We start from the raw sequence: 24,594 nt of genomic DNA, 5'->3' as shown, positions 1-24,594 counted from the left end.
AAAAGTCCGCGTAGTGCAGATGGCTACGCGGACGGTGCGGATAAAACGAACGAGACTCAGACGGATGCGCCGATTCCCGCCCACCGCCGATACGCCGATTCCGCATTCAGACCGAGTTGATCGAGCACGCGTTGAACAGTGTAATCGACCATCGCTTCGATGCTGTCGGGCTTGGCGTAGAACGCGGGCAGCGGCGGCATCACGACTGCGCCCATTTCCGTCACCAGCGTCATGTTGCGCAAATGCGCGAGCGTCAACGGTGTTTCGCGCGCGAGCATCACGAGCTTGCGGCGTTCTTTCAGCGTGACGTCGGCGGCTCGCGAAATAAGGTTGTCGTCGAGACCGTGCGCGACGGCCGCGAGGGTCTTCATCGAGCATGGCGCGATCACCATGCCGTCGTGCCGGAACGACCCGCTCGCGATGCTCGCACCGACTTCGTTGGGATCGTGATACACGGTCGCGGCATCGCGCAACGTTGCACGGTCGAGTCCCATCTCGTCGTGCAACGTGAGCCATCCCGCGCGCGACACGATCAGATGCGTCTGCGCGCCGACCGCGCGCAGCGCGGCCAGCAGGCGCACGCCGTAAATCGCGCCGGTCGCGCCGGTGATCGCGACGACGATCTTCGGCGGGTTCGGGTTCGGATGCAGGTTCGGATGCGGGTCGCGCGTCATGCCGCGGTGCGCTTGTCGAAATGCGGCAGATAGTCGCCGAGCACGATATTCTCGACGCCGGGAATCGACTTGCGTTCGAATTCGGCTTCGCGGCCCCATGGCTTGGTGGCGTCGATCGCGAGGCGGCCCCAGTGATCCTTGTGCGGATCGCGATAAAAACCGGGCACGTCGTGCAGTACCATCGTGCGGGTATCGGCGCGGCCGCGCGTCAGAAACGCCCAGATCACTTCATCGAGGTTGTAGATATCGACATCCTTGTCGACCACCATCACCAGCTTGTTGTAATCGAGGTGCGAGCCGAGTGCGGCGAGCAGCGCGTGTTGCGCGTGACCGTCATACTGCTTGTCGATCTTGATGATGGTGTTCATCACCGTCGGCTGACAACTGACGTCGAGCACGCCGCGCACCTGGCTCGACAAGGTCTTGTAGATGCGCGCAGCGGTCGCGGCTTCGAGCGGTCGCAGATCTTCGTTCGAGCCGCAAATCAGGCCTTGAAACACGGCACCTTCGCGCCAGCCGACATGCGTGACTTCGAACACGTGGTTGTCGCCGACCTCGACGTAATAGCCCATGAATTCGCCGAACGGTCCTTCGGGACGACGCTCGTTCGGCAGGATGCGGCCTTCGATCACGATCTCCGCCGATACCGGCACGTCGAGATCGACCGTCAACGCGCGGCGCATCGCAATCGGGCCGCCGCGCATCGCGGACGCGAGCGACATTTCATCGCCGTCGGGCGGCAACGACACGCATGCGCTCATGAAAATTTCCGGTGCCGCACCGAGCAGGATCACCGCTTCGAGCGCTTCGCCGCGTGCTTCCGCACGCATCTGGAATTGCGCGAGATCGTGACTGCTGCCGAGCCGGATTCGCAACTCGTCGTCCGATACCACCATCGAACGGTGAAACGACAGGTTGTTGCGGCCGGTATCCGGATCTTTCGCGAGAAACACGCCGGCGGTGATGTACGGCGCGCCATCGCGTGCGTGATACGTGAGGATCGGCAGGTCGGACAGTTTGCCCGTGATCCAGTCGTCGGGAAGCGGTACGTGTTCGGTGGGATTGTCGAGCGTCGCGGCCAGCGTGATCTCTCGGTCGAGGCGCGCGCAGAAGGTTTCGTCCGCGCTGCACCGGATGATTTCGCGCAGGCGCTGATGATCGCTGTACAGGTTGAGCAGCACCGGCAACGTGCTGCCTCGAACGTTTTCGAACAGCACGGGTTTGCTGGTTTCCTGCTGCAACCGGCGCGCGACCGCAGCGGCTTCGTAGCGCGGATCGACTTCGCGCGTGACGGTCAGCAGTTCGCCGCGTGCGCGCAGCCGGGAAAGGTAATGTCTCATCGTGCAAGGTCTCTCAATGATGCATGCCTCATGCATGCAACGCATTCCGGACGCGTCGCGTCCACGGTACTTATAACCGGCCGATTCACGCAGGAGTTTCGGCTTTCGGCACACCGTTCTAGGCAAAACGGTTTTTGTGCGGCGATACGCGAAGCGTGTCAAATAAGCGACGGGGCCGGTTTTTGACTGGCCGATAATCGGTGCTGCGCATGGCGTCGATGGATGCATCGAGGCAGTCCGCCTGACCGGTAGCCACTATCTCCGGCATGACGCCACGCCGATCAACATGGAGCGTCCGAACATGAGCTGTCCGCCTGGCCTTTTCCGCACCTCGCTTGCCGGGCCGCAAGCCCGTCTGACCGAAGCATTCGACCAGCTTCGCACCCGTCCCGATTGTGTGAGCCTGCCCGAATTCGGCCTGTACGGCGCGGTCGTCGCGGTGCCGGGCGAAGCGGAAGAGGGCTTCTGGAAAATGGCGAGCATTCGCGACGAGATCTTTCTCGTGGTGTCCGATTGCAACTATGCGCATAGCCGCTCGGAAAGCGTGTTGCCGGAGTCGTTCGTCGAATTTCACTTTTCGTTGTCGGGACCGGCCAGCGTCGATTTCTCCGATACCGGTCATCTGCATGTGAATGCGCCGAATCTGCTGGTATGCAGTCAGGGCAGCGACGTGCGCTATCAGGTGACCTGTGGGCCCGGTCCGTGGCAATCGGTCAGCATGTACGTGACGCAACGTTATTTCGACCGGCTGGTGCGTTCGCTGGGCGGTGAAGCCGACCGGATTCGCGCGGAGCTCGCGGCGATCGAACACGATCAGATCTACAACCGGCAGATGCCGTTCAGCGTCGAAGCATTGCAGATCGCCGAGCAGTTGCTGGCGTCGCCGTATCGTGGCGCGCGGCAAATGCTGTATCTGGAAGGCAAGTGCACCGAGATTCTGTGCGCATGCATCGAGATGTGGCTGGCGCATCTGAACGTCGACAAGCCGAATGAAACGCTATCCGCGCGCGACTTGCGTCTGATCGAAGCCGCACGCGAAATGATCGTCGCCGATTTGCGTCTTGCGCCGACCATTCCGGAACTGGCGCGCGCGGTGGGGACCAATGCATCGAAGCTCAAGCGCGGCTTCAAGTTTCTGTACGGCATGACGATTTTCGAATATGGACATCGGTGCCGGATGAATCATGCGCTGCGGCTGCTCGTCGACGAACGGCTGCCGGTCGGACAGGTCGCGCTCGCCGCCGGTTATCAGCATCAAACCAGTTTTACCGCTGCATTCAGGGAGTATTTCGGTTTTGCGCCGAAAGATGCGCGGCGTCTTGCGAGTCCGGTCACGCATGTGCCGGCTGCCAGTGCCGAAGGTGTCGCGCGTGGGCCTGCCGATCCCGCGATTGCGATTGCACCGCGCGATGGATTGGAACGACGCACTTTGATATAGGAAATCGGCAGCATCGTTTCCGGGTGCGTGTCCTTCGTGATTTTCCGTTGTTAGCATCGATGCATCGTCGTATGAGCCCTGTGCATGCGTGCATGCATGCGCATGAAATGGCTCGCGATGCATGATACGGCCCGTCATCGCACGGGCGACTTACACGGAAAAGGAAACACGATGACGTCCATCGCAGTACGTAATCCTCGCACGGGCGAGACCGATTACACGATCGAATCCGCCGACGCCGCACAGATCGGCGCAGTGATCGCCGACGCACGCGTCGCCCAGCGTGCGTGGTCGGCGGGCGGCCTGGAACACCGAAGCGCCGCGCTGCTGGCATGGGCCGAACAACTCGAATCGTGCGGCGACGAAATCGTCGCCGCGCTGTCCGTCGATACCGCTCGCCATCGCATTTCCGCCGAGGAACTGGGCGCGGTGATCCACTTCATTCATGGTTTCTGCGACGCCGCGCCGGAAGTACTCGCCACGCCGTTTCGCAAGCTCGACGCGCATCCCGATGTGGTGTTCAAGGTCACGTATGCGCCGTATCCGGTGGTCGGCGTGATCAGCCCGTGGAATTTCCCGCTGGTGCTGTCGTTCATCGACGCGATTCCTGCGCTGGTTGCGGGTGCAGCCGTGGTCATCAAGCCGAGCGAAGTCACGCCGCGCTTCGTCGAACCGTTGCGTCGTTCGATCGAGGCCGTGCCCGCGCTGAAGGGCATCATCACGCTGGTGACCGGCGGTGCCGAGACCGGTGCCGCGCTGGTCGCGCAATCCGATGCGGTGGTGTTCACGGGCAGCGTGCCAACCGGTCAGAAGATCGCGTCTGCGGCCGCGCAGGCATTCATTCCGGCCTTCCTCGAACTGGGCGGCAAGGATGCGGCCGTGGTGCTGGCCGGTTCCGATATCGAGCGCGCCGCGACCAGCATTTTGCGCAGCGCGCTCTATAACTCGGGGCAGGTCTGCTACGCGATCGAGCGCGTGTATGCGCACGCGTCGCTGTACGACGCACTGGTTGCCGAGTTGTGCCGCCAGGCGTCGGGCATGCGTCGCAGTCATGTCGCCGGCGACGGCGGTCACTACGGCCCGATGATCTTCGACCGGCAGGCCGCGACGATCGACGCGCAGTTGCAGGACGCCGTCGGCAAGGGTGCGCAAATCGTGATGGGCGGCAACAGCGAGCGCGTCAACGGTGCGGTGTGGGTCGATCCGACCATCGTCACGGAAGTCGATCACACGATGACGCTGATGACGGAAGAGACCTTCGGCCCGGTTGTTCCGGTCATGCGCTTCAGCGACGACGCGCAGGCGGAATTCCTGATGAACGATTCGATGTTCGGTCTTAGTGGCGCGGTATTCGGTCCGGACACGCATACCGCCGGCGATTTCGCGACGAAGATGGAAGCGGGCGGCGTCAGCATCAACGACACGGAATTGCCGCGCGTGATGATGTTTGCCGGTGAAAAGACCGCGTTCAAGAAATCGGGGATGGGTGGTTCGCGTTACGGCGCGACCAGCATCATGCGCTATGTCAGAAAGCGGGCATTGCTGGCCAATGAAGGCGCGGTGCCGTCGCTGGACAAGTTGGCGGAGATCTCGGGTTGAGATTCCGGTCGCACCACGCCAGGTAAGAATAAAACGACTGGAAGCCCGCTTTTAGCGGGCTTTTTTGTGGATTTGGATGCGAGATAGCGACACTATATTTCTCGTAATCTCTCGCAAGATAACCGGGCTGCTTATTCTTTTTGAATATGTATAAAATCATACAAACGGATTCTATCGAAGCCTCTATGCGCTCTACTGAAAAGAACGCGTAAGTCAGGCTTCCCGATTGAAACGGAAATTATTACATCCTGTAGAAAAAATCTGCAAGAAATACGGAGAGGGCAAGCGAGGCGAGTGATTTGAATCAGGGAGTGAAATGAAGAAGGTTTTTATTCATATTGGAACGGAAAAGACAGGTTCCACGACCCTGCAGCACTTCCTCGAATCAAATGAGGCCAACCTGGTTCGTCATCAGTTTTCCTTTCTGTGCGATCAGGACAAAGGCTATTTCTTCCGCAGTCCGGACGGCCGGATGGCCGGTCACTTTCCAGTTGCCGCGTGTTTCTCCAAAACCTGTCCGGAATATCTGCCGGAGACGCACTTCAAACCGCGTGATGCGCTATTCGACGACCTGCTGGCCGATATCGAGCGAACAGCGGGCCATGTGGTTCTCTCCGCCGAGCACTTTTCGTCGCGGCTCCGATCCGCGAACGACATCCGTTATCTGAAAGAGGCGCTGTCGGCCTACGACACGCATGTGGTGGTGTATGTCCGGCCGCAATACGAGATGCTGACCTCGTCGTACAACACCGGCGTGCAGTGCGGGCGCAGGGATCCCTTTTTCTACAGCGAGGACGTGCGCGCAGACCCGTATTTCAATCACTATGCGCTGGTCAAACTGTGGTCCGGCGTTTTCGAGCCGGGCAAGATAATCGTCAGAAACTTCAACTCGCTGATCCAGCGGGATATCAGGAAGGACTTTCTGACCATTATCGGTATCGATCATCAGTATGGCTTCAGTTTCGAAAGCAACAAGAATGAAAGCCTGAATGCCAAGCATATCGAATTGATCCGGCAGGCCAATCAGCACATTCCCGTCTTCGAGGAATGCAGCAGCAGCGTCGAATGGCAACTGTATTGTCGTGCGCGCGGCAAGCTGGCGGAAATATCCGGGCTGGAAGGCCCGAGGATTTCGGAAATCCTGTCGCACGACGATATGATCCGGATCAGCGAACTGTTCAACGACGATAACCGCGCGCTCGAACTGGAATTCATGGAACCCGGCGCGCTGGATAACTGGGCCGTGAATTCGCATGACAGCCAAAACGCGGCCGACCTGAATGTCAGTCCGGCTGAATTATCGTTCGCCACGGCTGAGATGGCGATTATCTCCGCCCGTCTCGAAGAGCGAATCGAATCGTTGCGGTCGGAGTTGGGCCGCGTTTATAGCAGCACGTCATGGCGTGCGACCGGGTTTCTACGCGGATTCAGCGCGCTCGTGAGGAAGATGATTCACTAGCGCGTGCGCGCTCGACGCAGCGCTGTTCAAACCGGGCATTCCCGCCGCCCGGTCACGGCAATCCGCCGCGATGGCGGCAAGTCGATCAAAGCGCGAGTACGAAACGCATCACCATGTCGATCACGCTGTCGCGACGCGCCTGCACTGCCGCGGGCGATTGCATGTCGTGGTTGAACAGCAGCGAGAACGTGTGGCGGTTCGACACCGGATAAAAACACAGCGCCGCGATCGACATGCGCAGATCGACCGGATTGATACCGGACCTGAACGTGCCTGCGGCCACACCTGCTTCGTACACGCTACGCAACCTGTCTTTCACGGACAGATTCAACCGGCCGATAAAGTCGCCCTGCGCGAATAACTCGCCCCGTCGTTCGTTCTCACTCATCACCAGCCGGACGAACGATACGTGTTCCTGGTGATAGTCGTAGCTGAATCCAACCAGTTTTCTGAGCGCTTCGTCAGGCGTCAGATCGTCCAGAAGGAGCGCATCTTCACTGGTGGCCTGCGCCTGAAATGCCCGCTCCAGAACCGCAAGATAAAGCGCTTCCTTGCTGCCGAAGTGGTAGTAGATCATGCGCTTGCTAGCGCGCGTCAGTGCGGCGATCTCGTCGACGCGCGCACCGCTGAGGCCTTTGTCCGCGAACTCTTTAGTGGCGACTTCGAGGATATCCGCGAGCGATTGCGCGGAGTCGTAAGGGCGTGTTGCCCCGGTGGTGCTCGTCTCCCCAGACGACGAACGCGATGGCGATGTGCGCTGTTTCATTACGTTTGGTTTTCGTGTGCTGAATGTGACTGGATCGCGCTTGACGCCCACGCAAGGGCAGCGCGATACGAACGCGACCACGCGACCACGCGACGGCAGTATAAAAAAGTCTAAAACATTGCGCGTGATCGCGCGTCGGCCGTTCTCGTCCCTCTCTTTCTTCTCACCATTGTACGTCCCGGCGTCGTCGTCGAAAGGGTGCTGCATTCGATCCGCATTGGTGTTTACACGGATTCGAAAAGAAACGTACTGGATAGTACATTTGCCGCATACTACACAGACAGACCTCATGGAGATAGCACGTGGATCCTTGTTCCAACGTCGTAACCGGAAGCGCTCGCGCGCCTCGAATGGCGGCTTTTTCAAGCTGGATCGGTAGTGCGCTCGAGTACTACGACTTTTTTATCTATGCGATGGCGGCCGCACTGGTGTTCGGGAAGGTGTTCTTTCCGGCCGGCGATCCGAAGTTGAGCACCGTCGCGGCGTTTGCGACCTTTGGTGTCGGCTACGTCGCGCGTCCGCTCGGCGCTTTTTTCATGGGGCATATCGGCGACAAGTTCGGTCGCAAGCGGATTCTGACGTCGACGCTATTGCTGATGGGTCTCTCGACGTTCCTGATCGGCCTGTTGCCGACGTATAGCCAGATCGGCATCGCGTCGCCGATTCTTCTCGTGTGTCTTCGTCTGCTGCAAGGCTTGTCGGCGTCCGGCGAGCAGGCCGGCGCGACATCGCTGGCACTCGAACACGCGCCGGACAACCGGCGCGGCTTCGTCAGCAGCTTCTCGCTGAGCGGGACGTCGATGGGTTTCGTTCTTGCGACGCTGGCGTTTCTGCCGCTCTCCGCGCTGCCGGATCAGGCGTTGCTGTCCTGGGGATGGCGCATCCCGTTCCTGCTGAGCGCGGTAGTGATCAGCGCGGGCTTGTGGGTTCGCCGCCGGCTTCCCGAAACACCGGTATTCGAGGCGGAAGTCAGTCGCCATGCGTCGCCCGATGCGCCTGTTGCCGAACTATTCCGGACACAAACGCCGGATGTGTTCCGGGTTGTCTTCGGCGCGCTGTATTCGGTGGTGTCGAGCATCTTCAGCGTGTTCCTGCTCTCGTACGCGGTCAACGACATGCACATACCGAGGACGCGAATGCTGTTGCTGTTCGTCGCGATGAATGTCGTGAGTCTCGCCGTCGTGCCGCTGTGGGGAATGGTTTCGGACCGCATCGGACGCAGGCCCGTCTTCGCGGTCGGCACACTGGGCAGCGCGGCGTTTCTGTGGCCGACGTTCTGGGCGATTTCACACGGCGATGTCCTGCTGGCGTGCGTGTTCGGGTTCGTCGTGATGAGCGTTTTCTACAGTGCGTCCAACGCCGTATGGCCGTCGTTTTCGGGCGAGATGTTTGCGACACGTGTGCGGTTGTCGGGTGTCGCGATCGGCTCGCAGATCGGCATAACGCTCGGCGGTTTTGCGCCGACGCTCGGCGCGGCCTTACTCAAGAGTGGGCCGAACGGCTGGGTGCCGGTTGCGGAACTCGTCAGCGCGGCGGCGATCGTCGCCACCCTCGCGGCCCTCACCGCGCGGGAAACGCACAACGTGCCCTTAGATCAGCTCGGTAGCGCGTGTGCTGCCCGCACCCGGTCGTGTCCAACCTGACGACGGACTAGCCGGAACACTTCTTCTATCACTGGATTGCATGGTTCACGACGCGTGCTGCATCTCGGGCACGTGCAGGACGACGCACGTCCGTTGCACGCAGTTTTTCCGCTTTATCCGACGTGATGTGCCGCAAAACGCGCGGTTCTCACGTTCGACTCGAGGACATTCAAATTGACCATTCATTCAACCCGCTCCGTGACCCAGACAGCGCTTGCCGATCGAAGCGTGCAAGTGGACGGCGGATCGATCGCGGGCATCGTCGATGAAGCGGCATCGTGCATCGCGTTTCGTGGCATTCCGTATGCGGCGTCGCCGCTCGGTGCATTGCGCTGGCGTCCGCCGCAACCTGTCGTGGCGTGGGACGGTGTGCGTATCGCCGATACCTTCGCACCGATGTGCGCGCAACCGGCGCGGCCTGACGGCTCGATCTTCCTTGAGTATGCAGGCCAGCAAGCGACCAGCGAAGACTGTCTGTATCTGAACGTCTTCGCGCCACTCGATGCTCACGCCGACGCAGCGGTGAATCTCGCGAAGCTGCCGGTGATGGTCTGGATTCACGGCGGTGCGTTTCAGGTCGGATCGGGGACGAATGCGACGTTCGTGCAAGGCGATTTGCACACGCGCGGCGTGATTCTGGTCACGCTGAATTATCGGGTGAATGCATTTGGCTTTCTTACGCATCCGGCTTTGACCGACGAGTCGGAACACGCGGCGTCGGGCAACTATGGATTGATGGACCAGATCGCGGCACTCAAGTGGGTCCGGCGAAATATCGCGGTATTCGGCGGCGATCCGCAATCGGTGACCGTGTTCGGACAATCGGCGGGTGGAGCGAGTATCGCCAATTTGATGGCGTCGCCGCTCGCAACAGGGCTGTTCGATCGTGCGATCGTCCAGAGCGTTGCGTTTATGCCGATGATGCCGCGCGCCGAAGCGGAGCAGCAGGGGATCGACTTCATGGCGCGCGCCGGCGTCGCGACGCTTGCGGAACTGCGCGCGCTGCCGGCCGCCGATATCGTCAACGTGTCGAAGGGTACGCGTCCGATGATGTGGCCGTCGGTGGATGGCTGGGTGATGCCCGAATCCGTCGATACCGTGTTCGCCGCTGGACGCCAGATGCCTGTGCCGATGCTGGCCGGATGGACACGCGACGAAGGCTCGGTATTTCCCTGCTATCCGGATGCGGCGACATTCAAGGCCGCGCTGGCGAAGCGATTCGGTGGATCGGCAGCACGGGCATTGAGCCACTATCCTGCCGACACCGACGACCAGGCAAGCGATTCCGGCCGACGGATCAATGGCGACGCGCTGGCGGCCGCAGGCGTCTGGAAAGCCGCGTGCGCGCATGCGACCCGGACCGACGCGCCGGTCTATCTCTATCACTTCGAACATCCTCAACCGTTCTCCGACGACCAGGCGTATGCGGAAGCTGCACCGGCGGAAAAGCTCGGTGTATTCCATAGCGCCGAGTACCCGTATGTGTTCGGCACGCTGCACGCGCTCACGCGTCCGTGGACGGAAGGCGACCATCGTCTGGTGGCGTTGATGCAGCAGTACTGGATTCATTTCGCAAAAACGGGGACGCCGAACGGACCCGGACTCACGTCATGGTCGCGTTTCTCCGGCAACGATGAACAGACGATGCATCTCGACGAAGTCCCTTACATGGGCGCGATTCCACGACTCGATGCAATTCGCTTTCTCGTGGAAAGCGGCTTGATCGGCGACTTTCTATAACGTCGCGTGGCCCATCGACCTTGTCTGCGTTGCTTTGGATCTTGAAGCATGAAGCCTCACGGAATCTGCATCACGTCATGTGGATTCCGTGAGCGTGAACACAACGCTGCATCACCGTAGTAAGCGTGTCGGACAACCGGATAGCAAAGCGTGGAAACCAGAATAAATCGGTCCGGTTCTTCGTACCAGGTTAGTAGTCATCCTAATAAGTAAATCAAATATCCACACGGTTTGGAGAAATCTTATGTCTAGATGGAAATGGCTACTGGTGTTGGTGGCCGCAACGGGCGCCGGGCTTTCGGCCAATGTCGCGCGAGCCCAGTCATCGGTTCAGATGTTCGGCATCATCGATTCAGGGCTAACCTATGTGAGCGATCGCGGGGGGCACTCGAAAATTGCCGCGACTGACGGCATTCAACGAAACAATTTCTTCGGCATTCAAGGCGCTGAAGATCTAGGCGGCGGCAGACAAGCGATCTTCCGGCTCGAAAACTACTTTGCGCTCAACACGGGCGCAATCGCCGGAAGCGCGTTCTTTACCGATACCTATGTGGGGATTCGAGACAGCAAGCTCGGACAGCTTACGTTCGGACGCCAGTACGACTTCGGCGCGAATATGGTTCGCTATCTGGCGTGTCTGGAGTGCGGAATCTATGTGGTCGAAAACGCGGATCTCGATCGCGCGGCAGGCGATCATCTGAGCAATACCGTCCAGTACAAGAGCCGCAACTACGCGGGCCTGACGTTCGGCGCGATGTATGGCTTCGGACAAAACGCAACCGGCTCGACCAACCTCGGGCGGTCGTACAGTTTGATGCTTCAGTACGAAAGCGGTCCACTCAGCGCTGCGGTCATCACCACCAATATCAATGGATCGCCGGTGTCCACGTCGTCGATTGGCGTGCCTGTTTTTATGGGCGTGAACACCAATAGCGGTCCCACCGTGTATGTGGATCAGCGAAGAATCTATGCGGCGGGCGCTTCGTATAAGTTCGGCGCGTTGACTGCGATGGCAATGTATACGAACACCCGTTTCACGCTCGACGCGCAAAGCTCGACCGATCAGGTATTGCGAGCCGGGGTGACGTATCTCGCCCGGCCGGACTTGCTGTTTGCGTTTATGGAAGCGGTTGACCGGCTCGACCAGTCACGCTGGTATTCGTCGTACGCAAGCGTGTCGTATCTGTTTTCCAAAAGAACGCGGGTCTATTTCGATGTCGGCTATCAGAAGGCCACGGGCGCCGGAACGGTTGCATCGATATCGCAGATCGGTCGTTCGAGCACGGATAAACAGGCGCTGGCACGCGTGGGTCTGATCCATAACTTCTAATCATGCGTGCCGGGAATGCGTGCATTCCCGGCACGCATCGCATGCACGATGCACGGTGCGCAATCAGCCGTCCACCATTTGCCGGACGCGATCGGCGAACGTTTCCAGCGCGAAGGGCTTGGTCATCACTTGCATGCCGGGTTCGAGGTGACCGTTGCCGATCACGGAATTCTCCGCATAGCCGGTGATGAACAGCACTTTCAGGTCGGGCCGCGTCTGTCTCGCCGCATCCGCCATCTGACGGCCGTTCATCCCGCCGGGAAGACCGACGTCGCTGACGAGAAGGTCGATCCGGACATTCGACTGCAACAGCTTCAGACCCGCCACGCTGTCCGCCGCTTCGATCACCGTGTAACCGAGCTCTTCGAGCACGTCGGTGATCAGCATCCGCACGCTCGGTTCATCGTCCACGACGAGAACCGTTTCGCCTGCTTCGCTGCCGGAGATCGGCGAGGCGACGTGATCGGTGTCGTCGCCATCGATGCCGCCGTAAAAGCGCGGCAAATAGATGCAGACGGTCGTTCCCTGAGCAACTTCCGAGTAGATCCGCACCTGTCCGCCGGACTGTTTGGCGAAGCCGTAGATCATCGACAGACCGAGCCCCGTACCCATGCCGATCGGCTTGGTGGTAAAGAACGGGTCGAATGCTTTTGCGATCACGTCGGGCGTCATGCCGGTTCCGGTATCCGTGACGCATAACGACAGATACTGGCCTTCGGGCATATCGTGGCTATGGGCCGCGCTGCGATCGATCCACTTGTTGGCGGTCTCGATCGTGATACGGCCGCCGTTGGGCATCGCATCGCGCGCGTTGATGCACAGATTCAGAAGCGCGTTTTCAAGCTGGCCTGGATCGACCAGCGCGGGCCAGAGACTGGCCGCGCCGACTGCCTCGACCTTGATGCCGGGTCCGACGGTGCGCTGCACCAGATCGGTCATGCCGTTGACGAGTGCATTGACGTCGGTGGGTCGCGGGTCGAGCGTTTGACGACGCGAGAAAGCCAGCAACCGATGCGTCAGCGCTGCCGCACGACGGACTGCGCCTTGCGCGGCCACCACGTATTTGTCGACGTCGGCGAGGCGGCCCTGGCTCATCCGGATGCTGAGCAATTGCAGCGAGCCCGATACGCCGGCCAGCAGGTTATTGAAATCATGAGCGAGACCGCCGGTGAGTTGGCCGACTGCTTCCATTTTCTGTGACTGCCGCAGTTGCTCTTCGGCCCGCATCAGTTCTGCGCTGCGCTCGGTCACGCGTTGTTCGAGCGTTTCGTTGAGCGCCCTTAGCGATGACGCCGCGCGATCCCGTTCTTCTTCGACGGCACGACGCTTTTCGACATCCAGCAGCACGCCTGGAAAGCTCAGCGGCGTGCCGTCCGGTCCGTGATCGACGCGACCGTTCGCTTCGATCCAGTAATATCGTCCGTCCGCACGACGCACGCGATATTGATGCGCATAGTGCCCGCCACGCGCAATCACTTCGCTGATGGCGGTGGTGAGGCCGGTGCGGTCGTCGGGGTGAACGTTCGCGATCACCTGTTCGAGGCTGAGGCCCTCGCGGCCTTGCGCGGGGTCGAGGCCGAACACATGCGCGAACGCTTCGTCGACGGTGAAACGGTCGTTGGGCAGGTCCCAGAACCATGTGCCGATAATCGCGCCCGCCGCGAGCGCCAACTGCACACGCTCGCTATTTTCGCGGGCGAGCGCTTCGCTCGAACGCAGTGCCGCGTCCGCTTTCTTGCGTGCGGAGATATCGCGAAACAGCACCGAGACCCGTCGCAAGCTTTGCGGTTCGACGCGCGCGGCCGAGACTTCGATATGACGTCCGGCGGTCAGGAAATACCGCTCGAAGCGGGCCGGTACGCCGGTGCGCAACACGCTGCCGTACAGCTCGATCCAACGGTCCGCTTCGGTCGGGTCGATCTCCCGCAGGGTCTGTCCTACCACGCCGGAAATACCGGTGTGCCGTTCGTAGCCCGGATTCGCTTCCACGTGAACGTAGTCGCTAAGCGGTCCGTGCGGACCGTCGAAGAATTCGATGATGCAGAAGCCGTCGTCGATCGCGTTGAACAGTGCGTGGTAGCGCGTCCGTTCATCCTCGGCGGACTTTGCCGCGTGACGCAGTTCCAGCGCGGCCATGGTTTGACGTGCGAGCACGCGTAACGCCTGTTCCTGAAGTGGGTTGAGGCTTCTCGGTTCGTAGTCGAGCACGCAGAGCGTGCCGATCGGCAATCCTTCGTCGGTTTTCAGCAGCGCGCCGGCATAAAAGCGCAGATGCGGCTCGCCGGTGACGAGCGGGTTGCAGTTAAAGCGGGGATCGGCGGTGGCATCGGGAACCAGCAGAAATTCTTCTTCGAGCAACGCCTTCGTGCAGAACGATGTTTCGAGCGGCGTTTCGCGCACGCCGAGTCCGACTTCCGCCTTGAAAAACTGACGGCCATCCCCGATGAAATTCACCACCGCGATCGGCGCGCCGCAGAGTGCCGCGGCGAGGCTTGCGATTTCGTCAAAGGCTTGTTCGCGTGGTGTGTCCAGCACGTCATACCGCGCGAGTGCGGCGATGCGGCGACTTTCGACATTCAGGGGGTTGTTCATCCGGCAAATTCTTCTTCGTTGCTCATTTTGACGCCACACGTGGCTGGCCGCCATACGATGGACGCGGCGCGCGTCAAACATAACATACGGCGCGGTCGCGGTCGCAGAACCGTGGGTTTCGGCGGACACGTGCGCGGCGAGTTGTCTACTTGTCTACGGAAGCGGGCGGAACGTGCGCAACACGACCAGCGCGCTGAGCAGAAACGCCAGCGCGATCACGATGAAGCTGACCGATGCCGCACGCACCATGCTGACCGTCGCCTGAAGAATGATCGACATGACCGCCACGCCGAGTAAGGAGCCGATCTGCCGGCTCGCATTGAGGGTGGCCGCCGCGATATTCGAATGCTGCGCGCCGGCGGCCTGCATCACCGCGAGATTCATCGCGGGAATGGCCTCGCCCGCGCCGAGATTGGCGACGCCGACGAGACACGCGATCATCGCGAACGGCATCGCGGGAAGATAAAAGAGCGACAGCGACGCGAGCGTGGCGACCGACAGGCCGCCGAGCAATGCGCGGCGCGCACCGAACCGCGCGCTCACACGCGCCGACGACAGATTGCCGACGGCGAACAAAGCCATCAGCGGCGAAAGCTGCAATCCGACCTGCAACGGCGATGCATTCCTGACGTGCTGAAGGAACAGGCTGAGCTGGAAAATTTCCGCGAACACCGCGAAGTTGATCAACAGACCGACCAGCGTGCCGCCGGAAAACTGCCGTTCGGCGATCAGCGACAAAGGAAAGATCCGTTCCTGTGCGTGACGTTCCCGCACGATAAACGCACACGCGGACAGCAGCGCCACGCCGATGCACGCGACGATCACCGGCGCGGTCCAGCCCGTCGCCGGTCCTTCGATCAACGCGTAGCTGAGTGCGCCGAGTCCGATCACGCCAAACACGTGACCCATCGCGTTCAACCGGCGCGGCACGCGCGGCGACTCCGCGATACAGCGTCTGGCCAGCCACAGTCCGGCCACGCCGATCGGCAGATTGACGAGGAAGATGCTGCGCCAGCCGAAGCTCGCGATCAGCACGCCGCCGCATAGCGGACCGAGCGCCATCGCGGCCGACACCAGCGCGCCCCAGATGCCGATCATTTTCGTGCGCGTCGGCCCAACGGGAAACGCCTCGGTCAGCAAGCTCAGCGAACTCGGCATGAACAGCGCAGCGCCGACGCCTTGCAGCAGCCGCGCGAACAACAGCATCGCCGCGTTCAGCGACACGCCGCACAGCAAAGATGCGACCACGAAAATCGCCAGTCCGCATAGATAGATGCGCTTTGCACCAACGCGGTTCGCGCAGGCACCGCCGAACAGCAGCAGCGCGGCGAAGCTCAGCGTGTACGCATCGACGACCCAGACCAGTGCGGTGAGCGACATCGACAGGCTGGTTTGCATCGTCTTCAGCGCGACGTTGACGATGGTGACGTCGAGCATCGCCATGATGAATCCGACCGCCACTGCGACCAGCGTGACCAGCCGATGCGGGCTTGCGCGACTGTGATGGGTGTCGCGCGGGGTGTCCGTGGAAGTGTCCATTTCGAGGTGGCCGGATAAGAGTCGGGACGCAGGGCAACGCCGTTTACAGCGCAGAAATTAGCCTAAAAATCGCAGCGAAGCGAGCGAAAAAAATGAGAAATGGTGCGTCGCACCAGCTTGGCGCATTGGCAAAAACACGCCGAAAAGCCCGTTAATAAAGGGACATTCGCAAAATCGGTACGCAATAATTTTGCGTTGCAACTTATTTTTTTACGCATTAGTGTCGACACTTGTGTGGGCATGAAGCAGTGAAATTTCTCTCAACCGTTCCGTTCGGGGTCGACATGAAGATTGATCGTTGGCAGTTCGTCGTTGCTGTGCTGGCGCTTGCATCCGCGAGCGTCGTCAAGGCGGAAATCAATATCGGCGCGGTGTTGCCGTTGACCGGATCAAGCGCGTCGATCGGCGAGGATCAACGCCGCGGCATCGAGCTCGCGGTCGCGCAGATCAACGCGAAAGGCGGCGTGATGGGGCAGAAGCTGAACGCGGAAATCGAAGATTCGGGCGGCACCGCGAACACCGCGCTCGACGCGGCCCGCAAGCTCGTCAGCGTCGGCAAGGTGCCGGTGGTGCTCGGTGAATTCTCGTCGGGCATTACGATTCCGATGGCGCAATACGTCGTCAAACAGGGGGACGTCCACGTCAATATCGGATCGTCGAGTCCGGCGGTGCGCAACGTGGGTTCGGGCTCGTACAGCGTGATCGGACTGGACGATCTGTCCGCGCGCTTCGCCGCGCAAGACATGTTCAATCTGAAGATGCGCAAGGTCGCGATCATCGTGCCGAACAATTCGTACGGGCAGGGCATCGCGGCGGAATTCAGCAAGCAGTTCGTCGCGCTGGGCGGCACGGTCGTCTCGCAGGTGCTGTACACGGAAGGCCAATCCACGTATCGCCGCGAGTTGCAGCAGATGAGCCGTGCCGCGCCCGACGGCTTCGTCTACAGCGCGTACGGACAGGAAGCGGCGACGATCAATCGTGAAGCGTACGAACTCGGTTTGAACAAGACGCCCTGGTACGGCATCTATCTGACGATGTGCACCAGCGATACGCCGCCGCAAATCGCGCAAGGCCAGTTGGGAATCGAAGTGGCGTCGGTGGGCAGCAATGGCAAGTTCTACGAAGACGCGTATCAAAAGGCCTATAAACAGCCGGTCAAATCGTCGTTCGGCAGTTATGCGTACGACGCGGTGATGCTGTCGGCCGCGGCGATCGACAAGGCGCAATCCGCCGATCCTCAAAAGGTCCGCTCGGCGATGTCGCAAGTCGGCAAATCCTACGACGGCGCCACCGGCGTGATCGCGTTCGATGCCGACGGCCAGCGCGAACAGCAGCCGTACGAAAAAGTGAAGTTCGACAAGACCGTCACCGCGCGCTAACGACAACGATAACGGTGACCGCGATGCTTCAATTCCTGCTCGACGTGCTGATACGCACCGCCGATCTGCTGTTGGTGTCGGTGGGCGTATCGACGTTGTATTCGCTCGTACGCTTTCCGAATATCGCGCATGTGCAGTACGCGATGCTCGGCGCGTTCGTGACCTTGTGGTGCCAGCGCGCAGGCATGCCGTTCGGGCTCGCGCTTGCCGTGTCGTGCGTGCTGCTCGGCGTCATGGCGGTACTGCTCAACGCGCTGGTGTTTTCGCGGCTGCTGTTGCGCGGAAGCGCGAACGCGATGATCGGATCGCTGGCGGTATCGATGATCCTGATCGCGTTCGTGCTTGCCGTCGAGGGTTCGCGGCCGCAGCACTACGCGTTCGAGGTCGCACCGCCGTGGATGATCGCGGGTATGCCGGTGTCGACCGGACAACTCGCGTCGATCGGCTGCGGCGCCGCGACCTTGCTGCTGTTCGGCACCTTGCTGTTCCGCACCAACCTCGGCCGCTCGATGCGCGCGCTGTCGTCGAACCGTCCGCTGGCGCTCGCAACCGGCATCGACGCAACCCGCGTCACCGCGATCATCACGTTCGCCAGCGGCGCGCTCGCGGCGCTCGGCGGCACGATGCTCGGCCTGAGCGAAGACGTCCATCTGAACCTTGGCAACGGACTGCTGCTGCCCGTATTCGCGGCGGCGATTCTCGGCGGTCTCGGCAATCCGCTCGGCGCGGCAGCGGGTGCGTTGCTGATCGCGCTCGCGGAGACCTTCGTGACGAATATCGACTTCGGCTTTCTGTTCGGGCGTCAGCTGGTGTTTTTGCCGGTCACGTATATCGGCGCGGCGTCGTTCGCGATCCTGTTGCTGGCGTTGCTGGTCCGCCCGTACGGGCTGTTCGACCGGGAGGTGCGTCGTGTCTAGTTTCGTGATTCATCTGGTGACGATCGCGGGCATCTACGCGTTGATGGGACTCGGGCTGAATCTGCAGGCGGGCTATGCCGGACTCGTCAATTTCGGTTTCGTCGCGTATGTCGGCGTGGGCGCCTACGCCGCTGCGATTGCCGCGAACGCCGGCTTGCCGGTGATGCTCGGCGTCGTTCTGGCGATTGTCTGCGCGTCGTTGCTCGGCTTCGTGATGGCGCGGCTCGGCCGCAATCTCGCGTCCGATTACTGGGGCATCGCCACGCTTGCGCTCGCGGAAATCCTGCGCACGGTCGCGTTGAACGAAGGCTGGTTGACGGGCGGCGCACAGGGCATCGGCGGCATCGGCGCGCTGTTTCCGCACCTCGACGGAATCGCGTCGGACCTGGCCTTTCTCGGCGTGGTCGCGGTTGCCGTCGCGCTCTGTTACGTCGCCAGCCGGCGACTCGCGGACGGCCGCTTTGGACGGGCGCTGAAATTGATGCGCGAGCAACCGTTGCTTGCGACCTGCTTCGGTTACGAACTGATCGCGCTGAAGACACAGGCGTCGATTGCGGCGGCAGTGCCGGCCGCGTTGGCCGGCGCGTTGCTGACGTATTACATCAGTTTCGTGGGACCGGATTCGATGCTGTCGTCGGAAACCTTTCTGATCTGGACCATCGTGATGATCGGCGGCATCGGTAACGGTCTTGGCGTGATCTGCGGTGCGCTGGTCGTGCAGATCGTCTATTCGTCCGTGCCGTTCCTGAAAGATGCGCTCGGCATCGGCAGCGATATGGCGGGCGCGGTGCGGCTCGGCGCGGTCGGTCTGCTGCTGCTCGCGTGTCTGATCTGGCGGCCGCACGGTCTCTTGCCCGAACGTATCGGAGGTGCGCAATGAACGCGCTTCTCGAAGTCAGGCAGATCGCGAAGGCATTCGGCGGCAACACCGTGCTGCACGATCTCGACCTGCATGTGAACGCGGGCGAGATCGTCGGCCTGCTCGGTCCGAACGGGTCGGGCAAGAGCACGTTGCTCAATGTCATCAGCGGCTTTACGCCGTCCGACGACGGCGAAATCCTGTTCGATGGCGTGCCCATCCACACTCGCGACGCGTATGCGATTTCGCGGATGGGCGTGTGTCGCACGTTCCAGCTTCCGGCGATGCCGTCACGGATGACCGTGCGCGACGTCGCGATGGCAGCATCGATCGCACGTCATGGACCGCTCGATTCGCTGATCCGTCCTGCGTCCGTGCGGCGGCTCGAAATGCAGACGCGCGAACGCGCGGAGCGCCTGCTCGACGAGCTGCTGCTGACGCGGGTGGCGCACTTGCCTGCCGCGTCGATATCGGGCGGTCAAAAGAAGTTGCTGAGCATTGCATGCGCGATGATGAGCGAGCCGCGCCTGCTGCTTCTCGACGAGCCGACGGCCGGTGTTCATCCGAACCTTCGCAACGATCTGGTCGCGCAATTGAAGCGGATCCATGCGCAGGGCGTCACGCTGATCGTCGTCGAACACGACATGCATTTCATCCGCGATCTATGCAGCCGCTGCGTGGTGCTGGATCGCGGCAACATGATCGCGAACTGCGCACCGGACGAACTCGCGCAGAGCGAGCGCGTACTCGAAGCGTATCTGGGCGGATCGCGTCAGGCGCAACGTTTTGCGGGGGCATGATGCTCGAGCTCGACCATGTGACAGCCGGTTATACGAAAGACGTCGATATTCTGCGCGGCATCTCGATGCAGGTCGGTCCGACTGAAATCGTCACGATTCTCGGCCCGAACGGGTGCGGAAAATCTACGTTGCTCAAAACGATGGCTGGTTTTCTGACGCCGCGGGAAGGGCGCATCGTGCTGGCCGGTCATGACGTTTCGCGCGTACCTGTCTACCGGAAAATCCGCGAATCCGGCGTGGGTTTCGTGCCGCAAACGGACAACGTGTTCACATCGCTGACGGTCCGCGAGAACCTGCTGCTCGGCGGGCAGTTTCTGAGCGTGCGCGAACGCGACGCGCGTATCGACGAACTCTGCGAAAGCTATCCGGTGCTGGCGAAACGCCACACGTCGGCCGCGGGCGGTTTGTCCGGCGGCGAACGGCAACTGTTGTCGCTGGCGCGCGCGTTGATGCCGCGTCCGCGTCTTCTGCTGCTCGACGAGCCGTCGGCGGGGCTGTCGCCGAAGATGGTCGGCGATGTATTCGACGCCATCCTTCGCACGCGAGACACCGCGCATATCGCCGTGGTGATGGTCGAGCAGAACGCGGTCGAAGCACTCCGTATCGCCGATCGCGCCTACGTACTCGCGATGGGCGAGGTCGCGCTCGAAGGCCAATCCAGCGAACTGCTCGCCAGCGACGACATGCGAAATCTCTATCTCGGCGGCCGTGCCGCCTGAGTGTAATTCCGTTGCAGCGTTATTCAACCTTTGAAACAGGAGCGAGAAGTCCATGCAGATTCAACGATTCCAACCCGGCCCGCGGATGAGTCAACTGGTAGTGTTCGGCAATTTCGGTTTTATGGCGGGGCAGGTTGCAAGCGATACGTCGCTCGACGTCAAAGGGCAGACGGCACAAATTCTCGCGAAGATCGATGCATTGCTGGCAGAAGCCGGTTCGGACAAGACGAAGATTCTGTCGGCGAACATCTGGCTCGCGGACGCCGCGAGTTTTGCCGACATGAACGAGGTATGGGATGCATGGGTGCCGAAAGAACATGCGCCCGCGCGCGCCTGCGTCGAATCGAAGCTCGCGTTTCCCCAATACACCGTGGAAATCGCCGTGATTGCCGCGATCTAGGAGGCGTCGATGAAGACGATCGTATTGGGCGGCGGCATCGTCGGTGTGACGACGGCGTATTTTCTGGCGAAAGCGGGGGAAGACGTCACGGTGATCGATCGGCAGCCCGGCGTCGCGCTTGAAACCAGTTTCGCGAATGCCGGTCTCGTGGCGCCGGGGCATTCATACACGTGGGCGTCGCCGCGCGCACCGAAAATCATGCTCAGGTCGCTTTATACCGAAGGTCAGGCATTGCGGCTGAAGCTGCATCCCGACTGGCGGATGTGGGCGTGGTGCTGGCAGTTCCTGCAAAATTGCACGGCAGAAAAATCGCGGCTCAATACATCGCGCAAGGTACGGCTCTGCCGTTACGCACAAGCGCAACTGCAAGCCGTGACCGCAGCCGAGCGCCTCGAATACGACCGCATCAGCAAAGGGCTGTTGTATGTGTATCGAGATGACGCATCGTTCGAGCGCGGCGTCGCGAACATGTCGATACTCGCCGAAAACGGTTTGCCGCTCGAAACCCTGGACCGTGCGGCGACGATCGAGCGGGAAGGGGCGTTGGCGGCGTCCGGCGACAAGATCGCGGGTTCGATTTTTTGTCCGAGCGACGAGAGCGGCGACGCGCATCTTTTCACGAAAGCACTCTACGCACGATGCGTTGCGCTGGGTGTCAAGTTCCAGTTTCAGACCGACATCCTGCATCTGTCGGCGAGCGCCGATCGGGTCGATTACGTCGAGACTTCACGCGGACGACTAAGCGCGGATCGCTACGTGCTCGCATTGGGTTCGTTCTCGCCGTTCGTCGCGAAGAGCCTGGGATACCGCTTGCCCGTGTATCCGGTGAAAGGCTATTCGGTGACGCTGCCGGTCGAGGCGGGACATACGCCGCCCGATCTCGGCGGCGTCGACGAAAACAATCTGACGGCATGGGCGCGCTTTGGCAACCGGCTGCGATTCACCGCGACAGCGGAGTTCGCCGGCTTCGATACGCACCACACGCCCGCCGATTTCACGCACATGTTGCAGGCCGCGCGCGACCTGTTTCCGAATGGCGCGGACTACACGCGTCCTTCGTATTGGGCGGGCTTGCGTCCGATGACCCCGGAAGGCACGCCGATCATCGGCGCGACGCGGCACCGGAATTTCTTTCTGAACACGGGACACGGTCACATGGGCTGGACGATGTCATGCGGCACGGCACGCGTGGTCACCGACATCATCCAGCAACGCAAACCCGAGCTCGACATCACAGGATTGACGCTCTCATGAATACACCTGTTCAGACTGCCCGCTACGTGAAACTGCCGTTTTCACTCGATCAGGGCGTGGCCGCGCGTGCCGCGATCGGTCTCGTCGTGCTCGCGACGGATCACACGATCGAGCACGAATGGCGCAAGCTGCTCGCACTCGACGGCGTGGCGTTCTTCGAGAGTCGCGTATTCAACTCGGCGGATATTTCGCCGGAAACGCTCGCGGAAATGGAAGGGCGGATTGCCGATGGCGTCGCGTTGATCCGGCCGGGCGAGCGGATCGACGTGGTGGCGTTCGGTTGCACGTCGGCGTCGATGGTGATCGGCGAGGAGCGCGTGTTCGAGCGGATTCGCGAAGTGCGGCCACGGGCGGCGTGCACGACACCGATCACCGCCGCGCGCGTCGCGTTCAACGCGCTGGGCGTGACGCGGATCGGATTGCTGACGCCGTACGTGCGCGAGATCAACGAATCGATGGCAGCGTATCTGGGCGCACGCGGTATCGACGTGGTCGCGATGGGCTCGTTCGAACATGCGAACGATAACGAAGTGGCGCGCATCGACGAGGACTCGTTGCGGCATGCGGTCGAGGCGGTCGGCAATCAACCGGACGTCGAAGCGGTGTTCGTGTCGTGCACCAGCTTGCGGATCGCCGAAGCGGTCGCGCAAATCGAGTCCACGCTCGGCAAGCCGGTCACGTCGAGCAATCACGCGATGGCGTGGCACGCGTTGCGGCTCGCGGGCATTGACGATGTGTTACCGGATCTCGGGCGTCTGTTCACGGTGTGATGCAGCGCTGCCGCGATGCACGCTATTTTGAGCAGGTCGGCGCATGCTTGGCCGCGCGGTAACATAGCGGTCTGTTTCTATTAAAACAGAGGTATCCGGAGACATGGCCCGTTATTCTTCCCTGATTCGCGACGACCGTCCGCGCGTGCGCGAGACGGTCGCGCCGAAACGCGCGGGACTGACCGTCAACGATCTTTACGAGCAATTGAAGCAGATGGCGGTGCTTTACACGATTCGTCCCGGCGAGCGCGTGAACGAACTGGAGCTATCGGAACAGTTGAACGTGAGCCGCACGCCGTTGCGTGAGGCGTTGAACCGGCTCGTCGCCGAAAACCTGTTGAGCTTCGTGCCGAACCGCGGCTTTTACGTGCGCGAACTCGACCGCCAGGACGTGTTCGATCTTTACGAACTGCGCCGCAGTATCGAGGCCGCAGCGGTCGTGCTGGCAACCGAGCGCGCATCGGACAAGGACATCAAGGCGCTGCGCAAATTCTGGAAGGACGTGCTGAAGGTCAAGGTGAAAGTGCCGAGCGACGACCTCGTCGCGAAGGACGAAGAGTTTCACGTGCGACTGGTGGCGCTGTCGGGCAACAACGAAATGGTGCGCTCGATGTACAGCATCAACGCGCGGATTCACTTCGTGCGCTGGATCGATCTCGAGGAGCGCGGCCACGATGCGTTCGCCGAGCATCTGGAGATACTCGACGCGATCGAATCACGGGATGTCGCGCGATGCCGGGCGCTGGTGGAGACGCACATCACGTGGCGGATGGAAGAAATCACGAAGGTGGTTGAGGCGGGTGTGGTGAGGTTGTTTTCGCGGTGAGTGAGGCTGGGGGAAGGTGTCGTGCGGTGGCGTATGCGTTATTTAACATAACATAAATTAGCGACTTTTTATTTGTTAGTCCAAAGTTCAGATGTCGTGTTTTTTTGAACGCTGACATGCGGCGGCATCTCAGTTAGGCCGAAGCCAGACCCTGAACGGACGAGGCTCCATCACGATCAGCATGCACGAACTCAAGCCGGTCGATGCGTCGGCCAAACCCGTTTCAGCACAGCGTAGACAACGCATCAATCGTAATCAGCCGTTGAAACAACTCGGCGACATCATCGTCAACCGACGGCCCGACTTCAAAACCTGCCCGCCCCGCAATACCCCAATTTGCGCTGCGCAGTCACCCGTCCGCGTGCAAGTCACTTCTCCGTTCTGCGCAATAGTCTTTTTATTGGAACCCGTAGTCGTCTGACGTCACGCAAGATATGATGCGGGTTATTACCTAGGTAATGAGATCAATCAACGTTGTAATCACCTTGTAATCTCATTATTTGAGTTTATCCAGTTTTGGTAATCGATATGTTGTATGACAACGTATCAG

General features: G+C 60.9%; 21 protein-coding genes. 16 read left to right on the top strand and 5 right to left on the bottom strand.

Going from position 1 to position 24,594, the window contains the following annotated elements; genetic code table 11:
• Positions 1-56: 56 nt before the first annotated feature.
• Entirely contained in the window at positions 57-674 is a 618-nt protein-coding gene (locus PW947_RS15775; protein WP_299633263.1) for a UbiX family flavin prenyltransferase, read from the bottom strand.
• Positions 671-2,014 (bottom strand): UbiD family decarboxylase, encoded by a 1,344-nt coding sequence (locus PW947_RS15770; RefSeq protein ID WP_299633262.1) that lies wholly within the window; start codon positions 2,012-2,014, stop codon positions 671-673. The genes PW947_RS15775 and PW947_RS15770 overlap by 4 nt, the downstream gene beginning before the upstream one ends.
• Before the next feature lie 301 nt (positions 2,015-2,315).
• Between PW947_RS15770 and PW947_RS15765 the strand changes: the two genes are divergently transcribed.
• The 3 genes from PW947_RS15765 (at position 2,316) to PW947_RS15755 (ending at position 6,510) form a co-directional block, all read left to right on the top strand.
• Positions 2,316-3,452 (top strand): AraC family transcriptional regulator, encoded by a 1,137-nt coding sequence (locus PW947_RS15765; RefSeq protein ID WP_299633261.1) that lies wholly within the window; start codon positions 2,316-2,318, stop codon positions 3,450-3,452.
• 171 nt (positions 3,453-3,623) lie between these two features.
• Positions 3,624-5,051, top strand: a complete 1,428-nt coding sequence (locus PW947_RS15760; RefSeq protein WP_299633260.1) for an aldehyde dehydrogenase family protein — start codon at positions 3,624-3,626, stop codon at positions 5,049-5,051.
• 316 nt (positions 5,052-5,367) lie between these two features.
• Positions 5,368-6,510: a hypothetical protein gene (locus PW947_RS15755; protein ID WP_299633259.1), complete on the top strand. Its 1,143-nt coding sequence runs from the start codon at positions 5,368-5,370 to the stop codon at positions 6,508-6,510.
• Between the two features lie 85 nt (positions 6,511-6,595).
• Here PW947_RS15755 and PW947_RS15750 read toward each other — a convergent pair whose 3' ends face one another.
• Positions 6,596-7,642: a TetR/AcrR family transcriptional regulator gene (locus PW947_RS15750; RefSeq protein ID WP_299633258.1), complete on the bottom strand. Its 1,047-nt coding sequence runs from the start codon at positions 7,640-7,642 to the stop codon at positions 6,596-6,598.
• On the opposite strand from PW947_RS15750, the gene PW947_RS15745 reads away from it, so the two are divergent.
• The 3 genes from PW947_RS15745 (at position 7,627) to PW947_RS15735 (ending at position 11,989) form a co-directional block, all read left to right on the top strand.
• The gene (locus PW947_RS15745; RefSeq protein WP_299633257.1) at positions 7,627-8,919 is read left to right on the top strand and encodes an MFS transporter; all 1,293 of its coding nucleotides are present in this window, start codon (positions 7,627-7,629) and stop codon (positions 8,917-8,919) included. The genes PW947_RS15750 and PW947_RS15745 overlap by 16 nt on opposite strands.
• Positions 8,920-9,093: 174 nt before the next feature.
• On the top strand, positions 9,094-10,659 hold the full coding sequence (locus PW947_RS15740; protein WP_299633256.1) for a carboxylesterase family protein: 1,566 nt from the start codon (positions 9,094-9,096) through the stop codon (positions 10,657-10,659).
• Positions 10,660-10,903: 244 nt separating this feature from the next.
• Positions 10,904-11,989: a porin gene (locus PW947_RS15735; RefSeq protein ID WP_299633255.1), complete on the top strand. Its 1,086-nt coding sequence runs from the start codon at positions 10,904-10,906 to the stop codon at positions 11,987-11,989.
• Between the two features lie 63 nt (positions 11,990-12,052).
• Here the strand turns inward: PW947_RS15735 and PW947_RS15730 are convergent, their stop codons facing one another.
• Both PW947_RS15730 and PW947_RS15725 read right to left on the bottom strand, forming a co-directional pair.
• Positions 12,053-14,581: an ATP-binding protein gene (locus PW947_RS15730; RefSeq protein WP_299633254.1), complete on the bottom strand. Its 2,529-nt coding sequence runs from the start codon at positions 14,579-14,581 to the stop codon at positions 12,053-12,055.
• Between the two features lie 153 nt (positions 14,582-14,734).
• Entirely contained in the window at positions 14,735-16,120 is a 1,386-nt protein-coding gene (locus PW947_RS15725; RefSeq protein ID WP_299633253.1) for an MFS transporter, read from the bottom strand.
• A gap of 284 nt (positions 16,121-16,404) precedes the next feature.
• Here PW947_RS15725 and PW947_RS15720 point away from each other — a divergent pair, with 284 nt between their 5' ends.
• From PW947_RS15720 to PW947_RS15675, 10 genes are all read left to right on the top strand, one after another.
• The gene (locus tag PW947_RS15720; protein ID WP_299633252.1) at positions 16,405-17,499 is read left to right on the top strand and encodes an ABC transporter substrate-binding protein; all 1,095 of its coding nucleotides are present in this window, start codon (positions 16,405-16,407) and stop codon (positions 17,497-17,499) included.
• 23 nt (positions 17,500-17,522) lie between these two features.
• Positions 17,523-18,416 carry a branched-chain amino acid ABC transporter permease gene (locus PW947_RS15715; protein WP_299633251.1) on the top strand — a complete coding sequence of 298 codons (894 nt, stop codon included), beginning with the start codon at positions 17,523-17,525 and terminating at the stop codon, positions 18,414-18,416.
• On the top strand, positions 18,409-19,296 hold the full coding sequence (locus tag PW947_RS15710; protein WP_299633250.1) for a branched-chain amino acid ABC transporter permease: 888 nt from the start codon (positions 18,409-18,411) through the stop codon (positions 19,294-19,296). The genes PW947_RS15715 and PW947_RS15710 overlap by 8 nt, the downstream gene beginning before the upstream one ends.
• Positions 19,293-20,075 carry an ABC transporter ATP-binding protein gene (locus PW947_RS15705; RefSeq protein WP_299633249.1) on the top strand — a complete coding sequence of 261 codons (783 nt, stop codon included), beginning with the start codon at positions 19,293-19,295 and terminating at the stop codon, positions 20,073-20,075. The genes PW947_RS15710 and PW947_RS15705 overlap by 4 nt, the downstream gene beginning before the upstream one ends.
• Positions 20,075-20,794, top strand: a complete 720-nt coding sequence (locus tag PW947_RS15700) for an ABC transporter ATP-binding protein (RefSeq protein WP_299633330.1) — start codon at positions 20,075-20,077, stop codon at positions 20,792-20,794. Before PW947_RS15705 ends, PW947_RS15700 begins: the two co-directional genes overlap by 1 nt.
• Positions 20,795-20,846: 52 nt before the next feature.
• Positions 20,847-21,194, top strand: coding sequence for a RidA family protein (locus tag PW947_RS15695; protein ID WP_299633248.1), 348 nt, complete (start codon positions 20,847-20,849; stop codon positions 21,192-21,194).
• A 9-nt stretch (positions 21,195-21,203) separates the two neighbouring features.
• Positions 21,204-22,448 carry a D-amino acid dehydrogenase gene (locus PW947_RS15690; RefSeq protein WP_299633247.1) on the top strand — a complete coding sequence of 415 codons (1,245 nt, stop codon included), beginning with the start codon at positions 21,204-21,206 and terminating at the stop codon, positions 22,446-22,448.
• Complete coding sequence (locus PW947_RS15685; protein ID WP_299633246.1) at positions 22,445-23,218, top strand: Asp/Glu racemase; 774 nt, start codon at positions 22,445-22,447, stop codon at positions 23,216-23,218. Before PW947_RS15690 ends, PW947_RS15685 begins: the two co-directional genes overlap by 4 nt.
• A 103-nt stretch (positions 23,219-23,321) precedes the next feature.
• Positions 23,322-24,044 carry a GntR family transcriptional regulator gene (locus tag PW947_RS15680; protein ID WP_299633245.1) on the top strand — a complete coding sequence of 241 codons (723 nt, stop codon included), beginning with the start codon at positions 23,322-23,324 and terminating at the stop codon, positions 24,042-24,044.
• 181 nt (positions 24,045-24,225) lie between these two features.
• The gene (locus PW947_RS15675) at positions 24,226-24,465 is read left to right on the top strand and encodes a hypothetical protein (protein ID WP_299633244.1); all 240 of its coding nucleotides are present in this window, start codon (positions 24,226-24,228) and stop codon (positions 24,463-24,465) included.
• The last annotated feature ends 129 nt before the right edge of the window (positions 24,466-24,594 follow it).

It is taken from the genome of Paraburkholderia sp. (assembly GCF_028283785.1).
Lineage (GTDB): Bacteria > Pseudomonadota > Gammaproteobacteria > Burkholderiales > Burkholderiaceae > Paraburkholderia.
The sequence above is the reverse complement of the archived record's forward strand: the minus strand, read 5'-3'. Positions and strand labels throughout refer to the sequence as shown.

Bases quoted from the DNA above. Each gene is read 5' to 3' on its own strand.
- PW947_RS15735 (WP_299633255.1), top strand. From the start codon at position 10,904: ATGTCTAGATGGAAATGGCTACTGGTGTTGGTGGCCGCAACGGGCGCC.
- PW947_RS15770 (WP_299633262.1), bottom strand. From the start codon at position 2,014: ATGAGACATTACCTTTCCCGGCTGCGCGCACGCGGCGAACTGCTGACC.
- PW947_RS15695 (WP_299633248.1), top strand. From the start codon at position 20,847: ATGCAGATTCAACGATTCCAACCCGGCCCGCGGATGAGTCAACTGGTA.
- PW947_RS15700 (WP_299633330.1), top strand. From the start codon at position 20,075: ATGCTCGAGCTCGACCATGTGACAGCCGGTTATACGAAAGACGTCGAT.
- PW947_RS15765 (WP_299633261.1), top strand. From the start codon at position 2,316: ATGAGCTGTCCGCCTGGCCTTTTCCGCACCTCGCTTGCCGGGCCGCAA.
- PW947_RS15745 (WP_299633257.1), top strand. From the start codon at position 7,627: ATGGCGGCTTTTTCAAGCTGGATCGGTAGTGCGCTCGAGTACTACGAC.
- PW947_RS15680 (WP_299633245.1), top strand. From the start codon at position 23,322: ATGGCCCGTTATTCTTCCCTGATTCGCGACGACCGTCCGCGCGTGCGC.
- PW947_RS15730 (WP_299633254.1), bottom strand. From the start codon at position 14,581: ATGAACAACCCCCTGAATGTCGAAAGTCGCCGCATCGCCGCACTCGCG.
- PW947_RS15760 (WP_299633260.1), top strand. From the start codon at position 3,624: ATGACGTCCATCGCAGTACGTAATCCTCGCACGGGCGAGACCGATTAC.
- PW947_RS15685 (WP_299633246.1), top strand. From the start codon at position 22,445: ATGAATACACCTGTTCAGACTGCCCGCTACGTGAAACTGCCGTTTTCA.
- PW947_RS15675 (WP_299633244.1), top strand. From the start codon at position 24,226: ATGCACGAACTCAAGCCGGTCGATGCGTCGGCCAAACCCGTTTCAGCA.
- PW947_RS15775 (WP_299633263.1), bottom strand. From the start codon at position 674: ATGACGCGCGACCCGCATCCGAACCTGCATCCGAACCCGAACCCGCCG.
- PW947_RS15715 (WP_299633251.1), top strand. From the start codon at position 17,523: ATGCTTCAATTCCTGCTCGACGTGCTGATACGCACCGCCGATCTGCTG.
- PW947_RS15705 (WP_299633249.1), top strand. From the start codon at position 19,293: ATGAACGCGCTTCTCGAAGTCAGGCAGATCGCGAAGGCATTCGGCGGC.
- PW947_RS15720 (WP_299633252.1), top strand. From the start codon at position 16,405: ATGAAGATTGATCGTTGGCAGTTCGTCGTTGCTGTGCTGGCGCTTGCA.
- PW947_RS15755 (WP_299633259.1), top strand. From the start codon at position 5,368: ATGAAGAAGGTTTTTATTCATATTGGAACGGAAAAGACAGGTTCCACG.
- PW947_RS15690 (WP_299633247.1), top strand. From the start codon at position 21,204: ATGAAGACGATCGTATTGGGCGGCGGCATCGTCGGTGTGACGACGGCG.
- PW947_RS15725 (WP_299633253.1), bottom strand. From the start codon at position 16,120: ATGGACACTTCCACGGACACCCCGCGCGACACCCATCACAGTCGCGCA.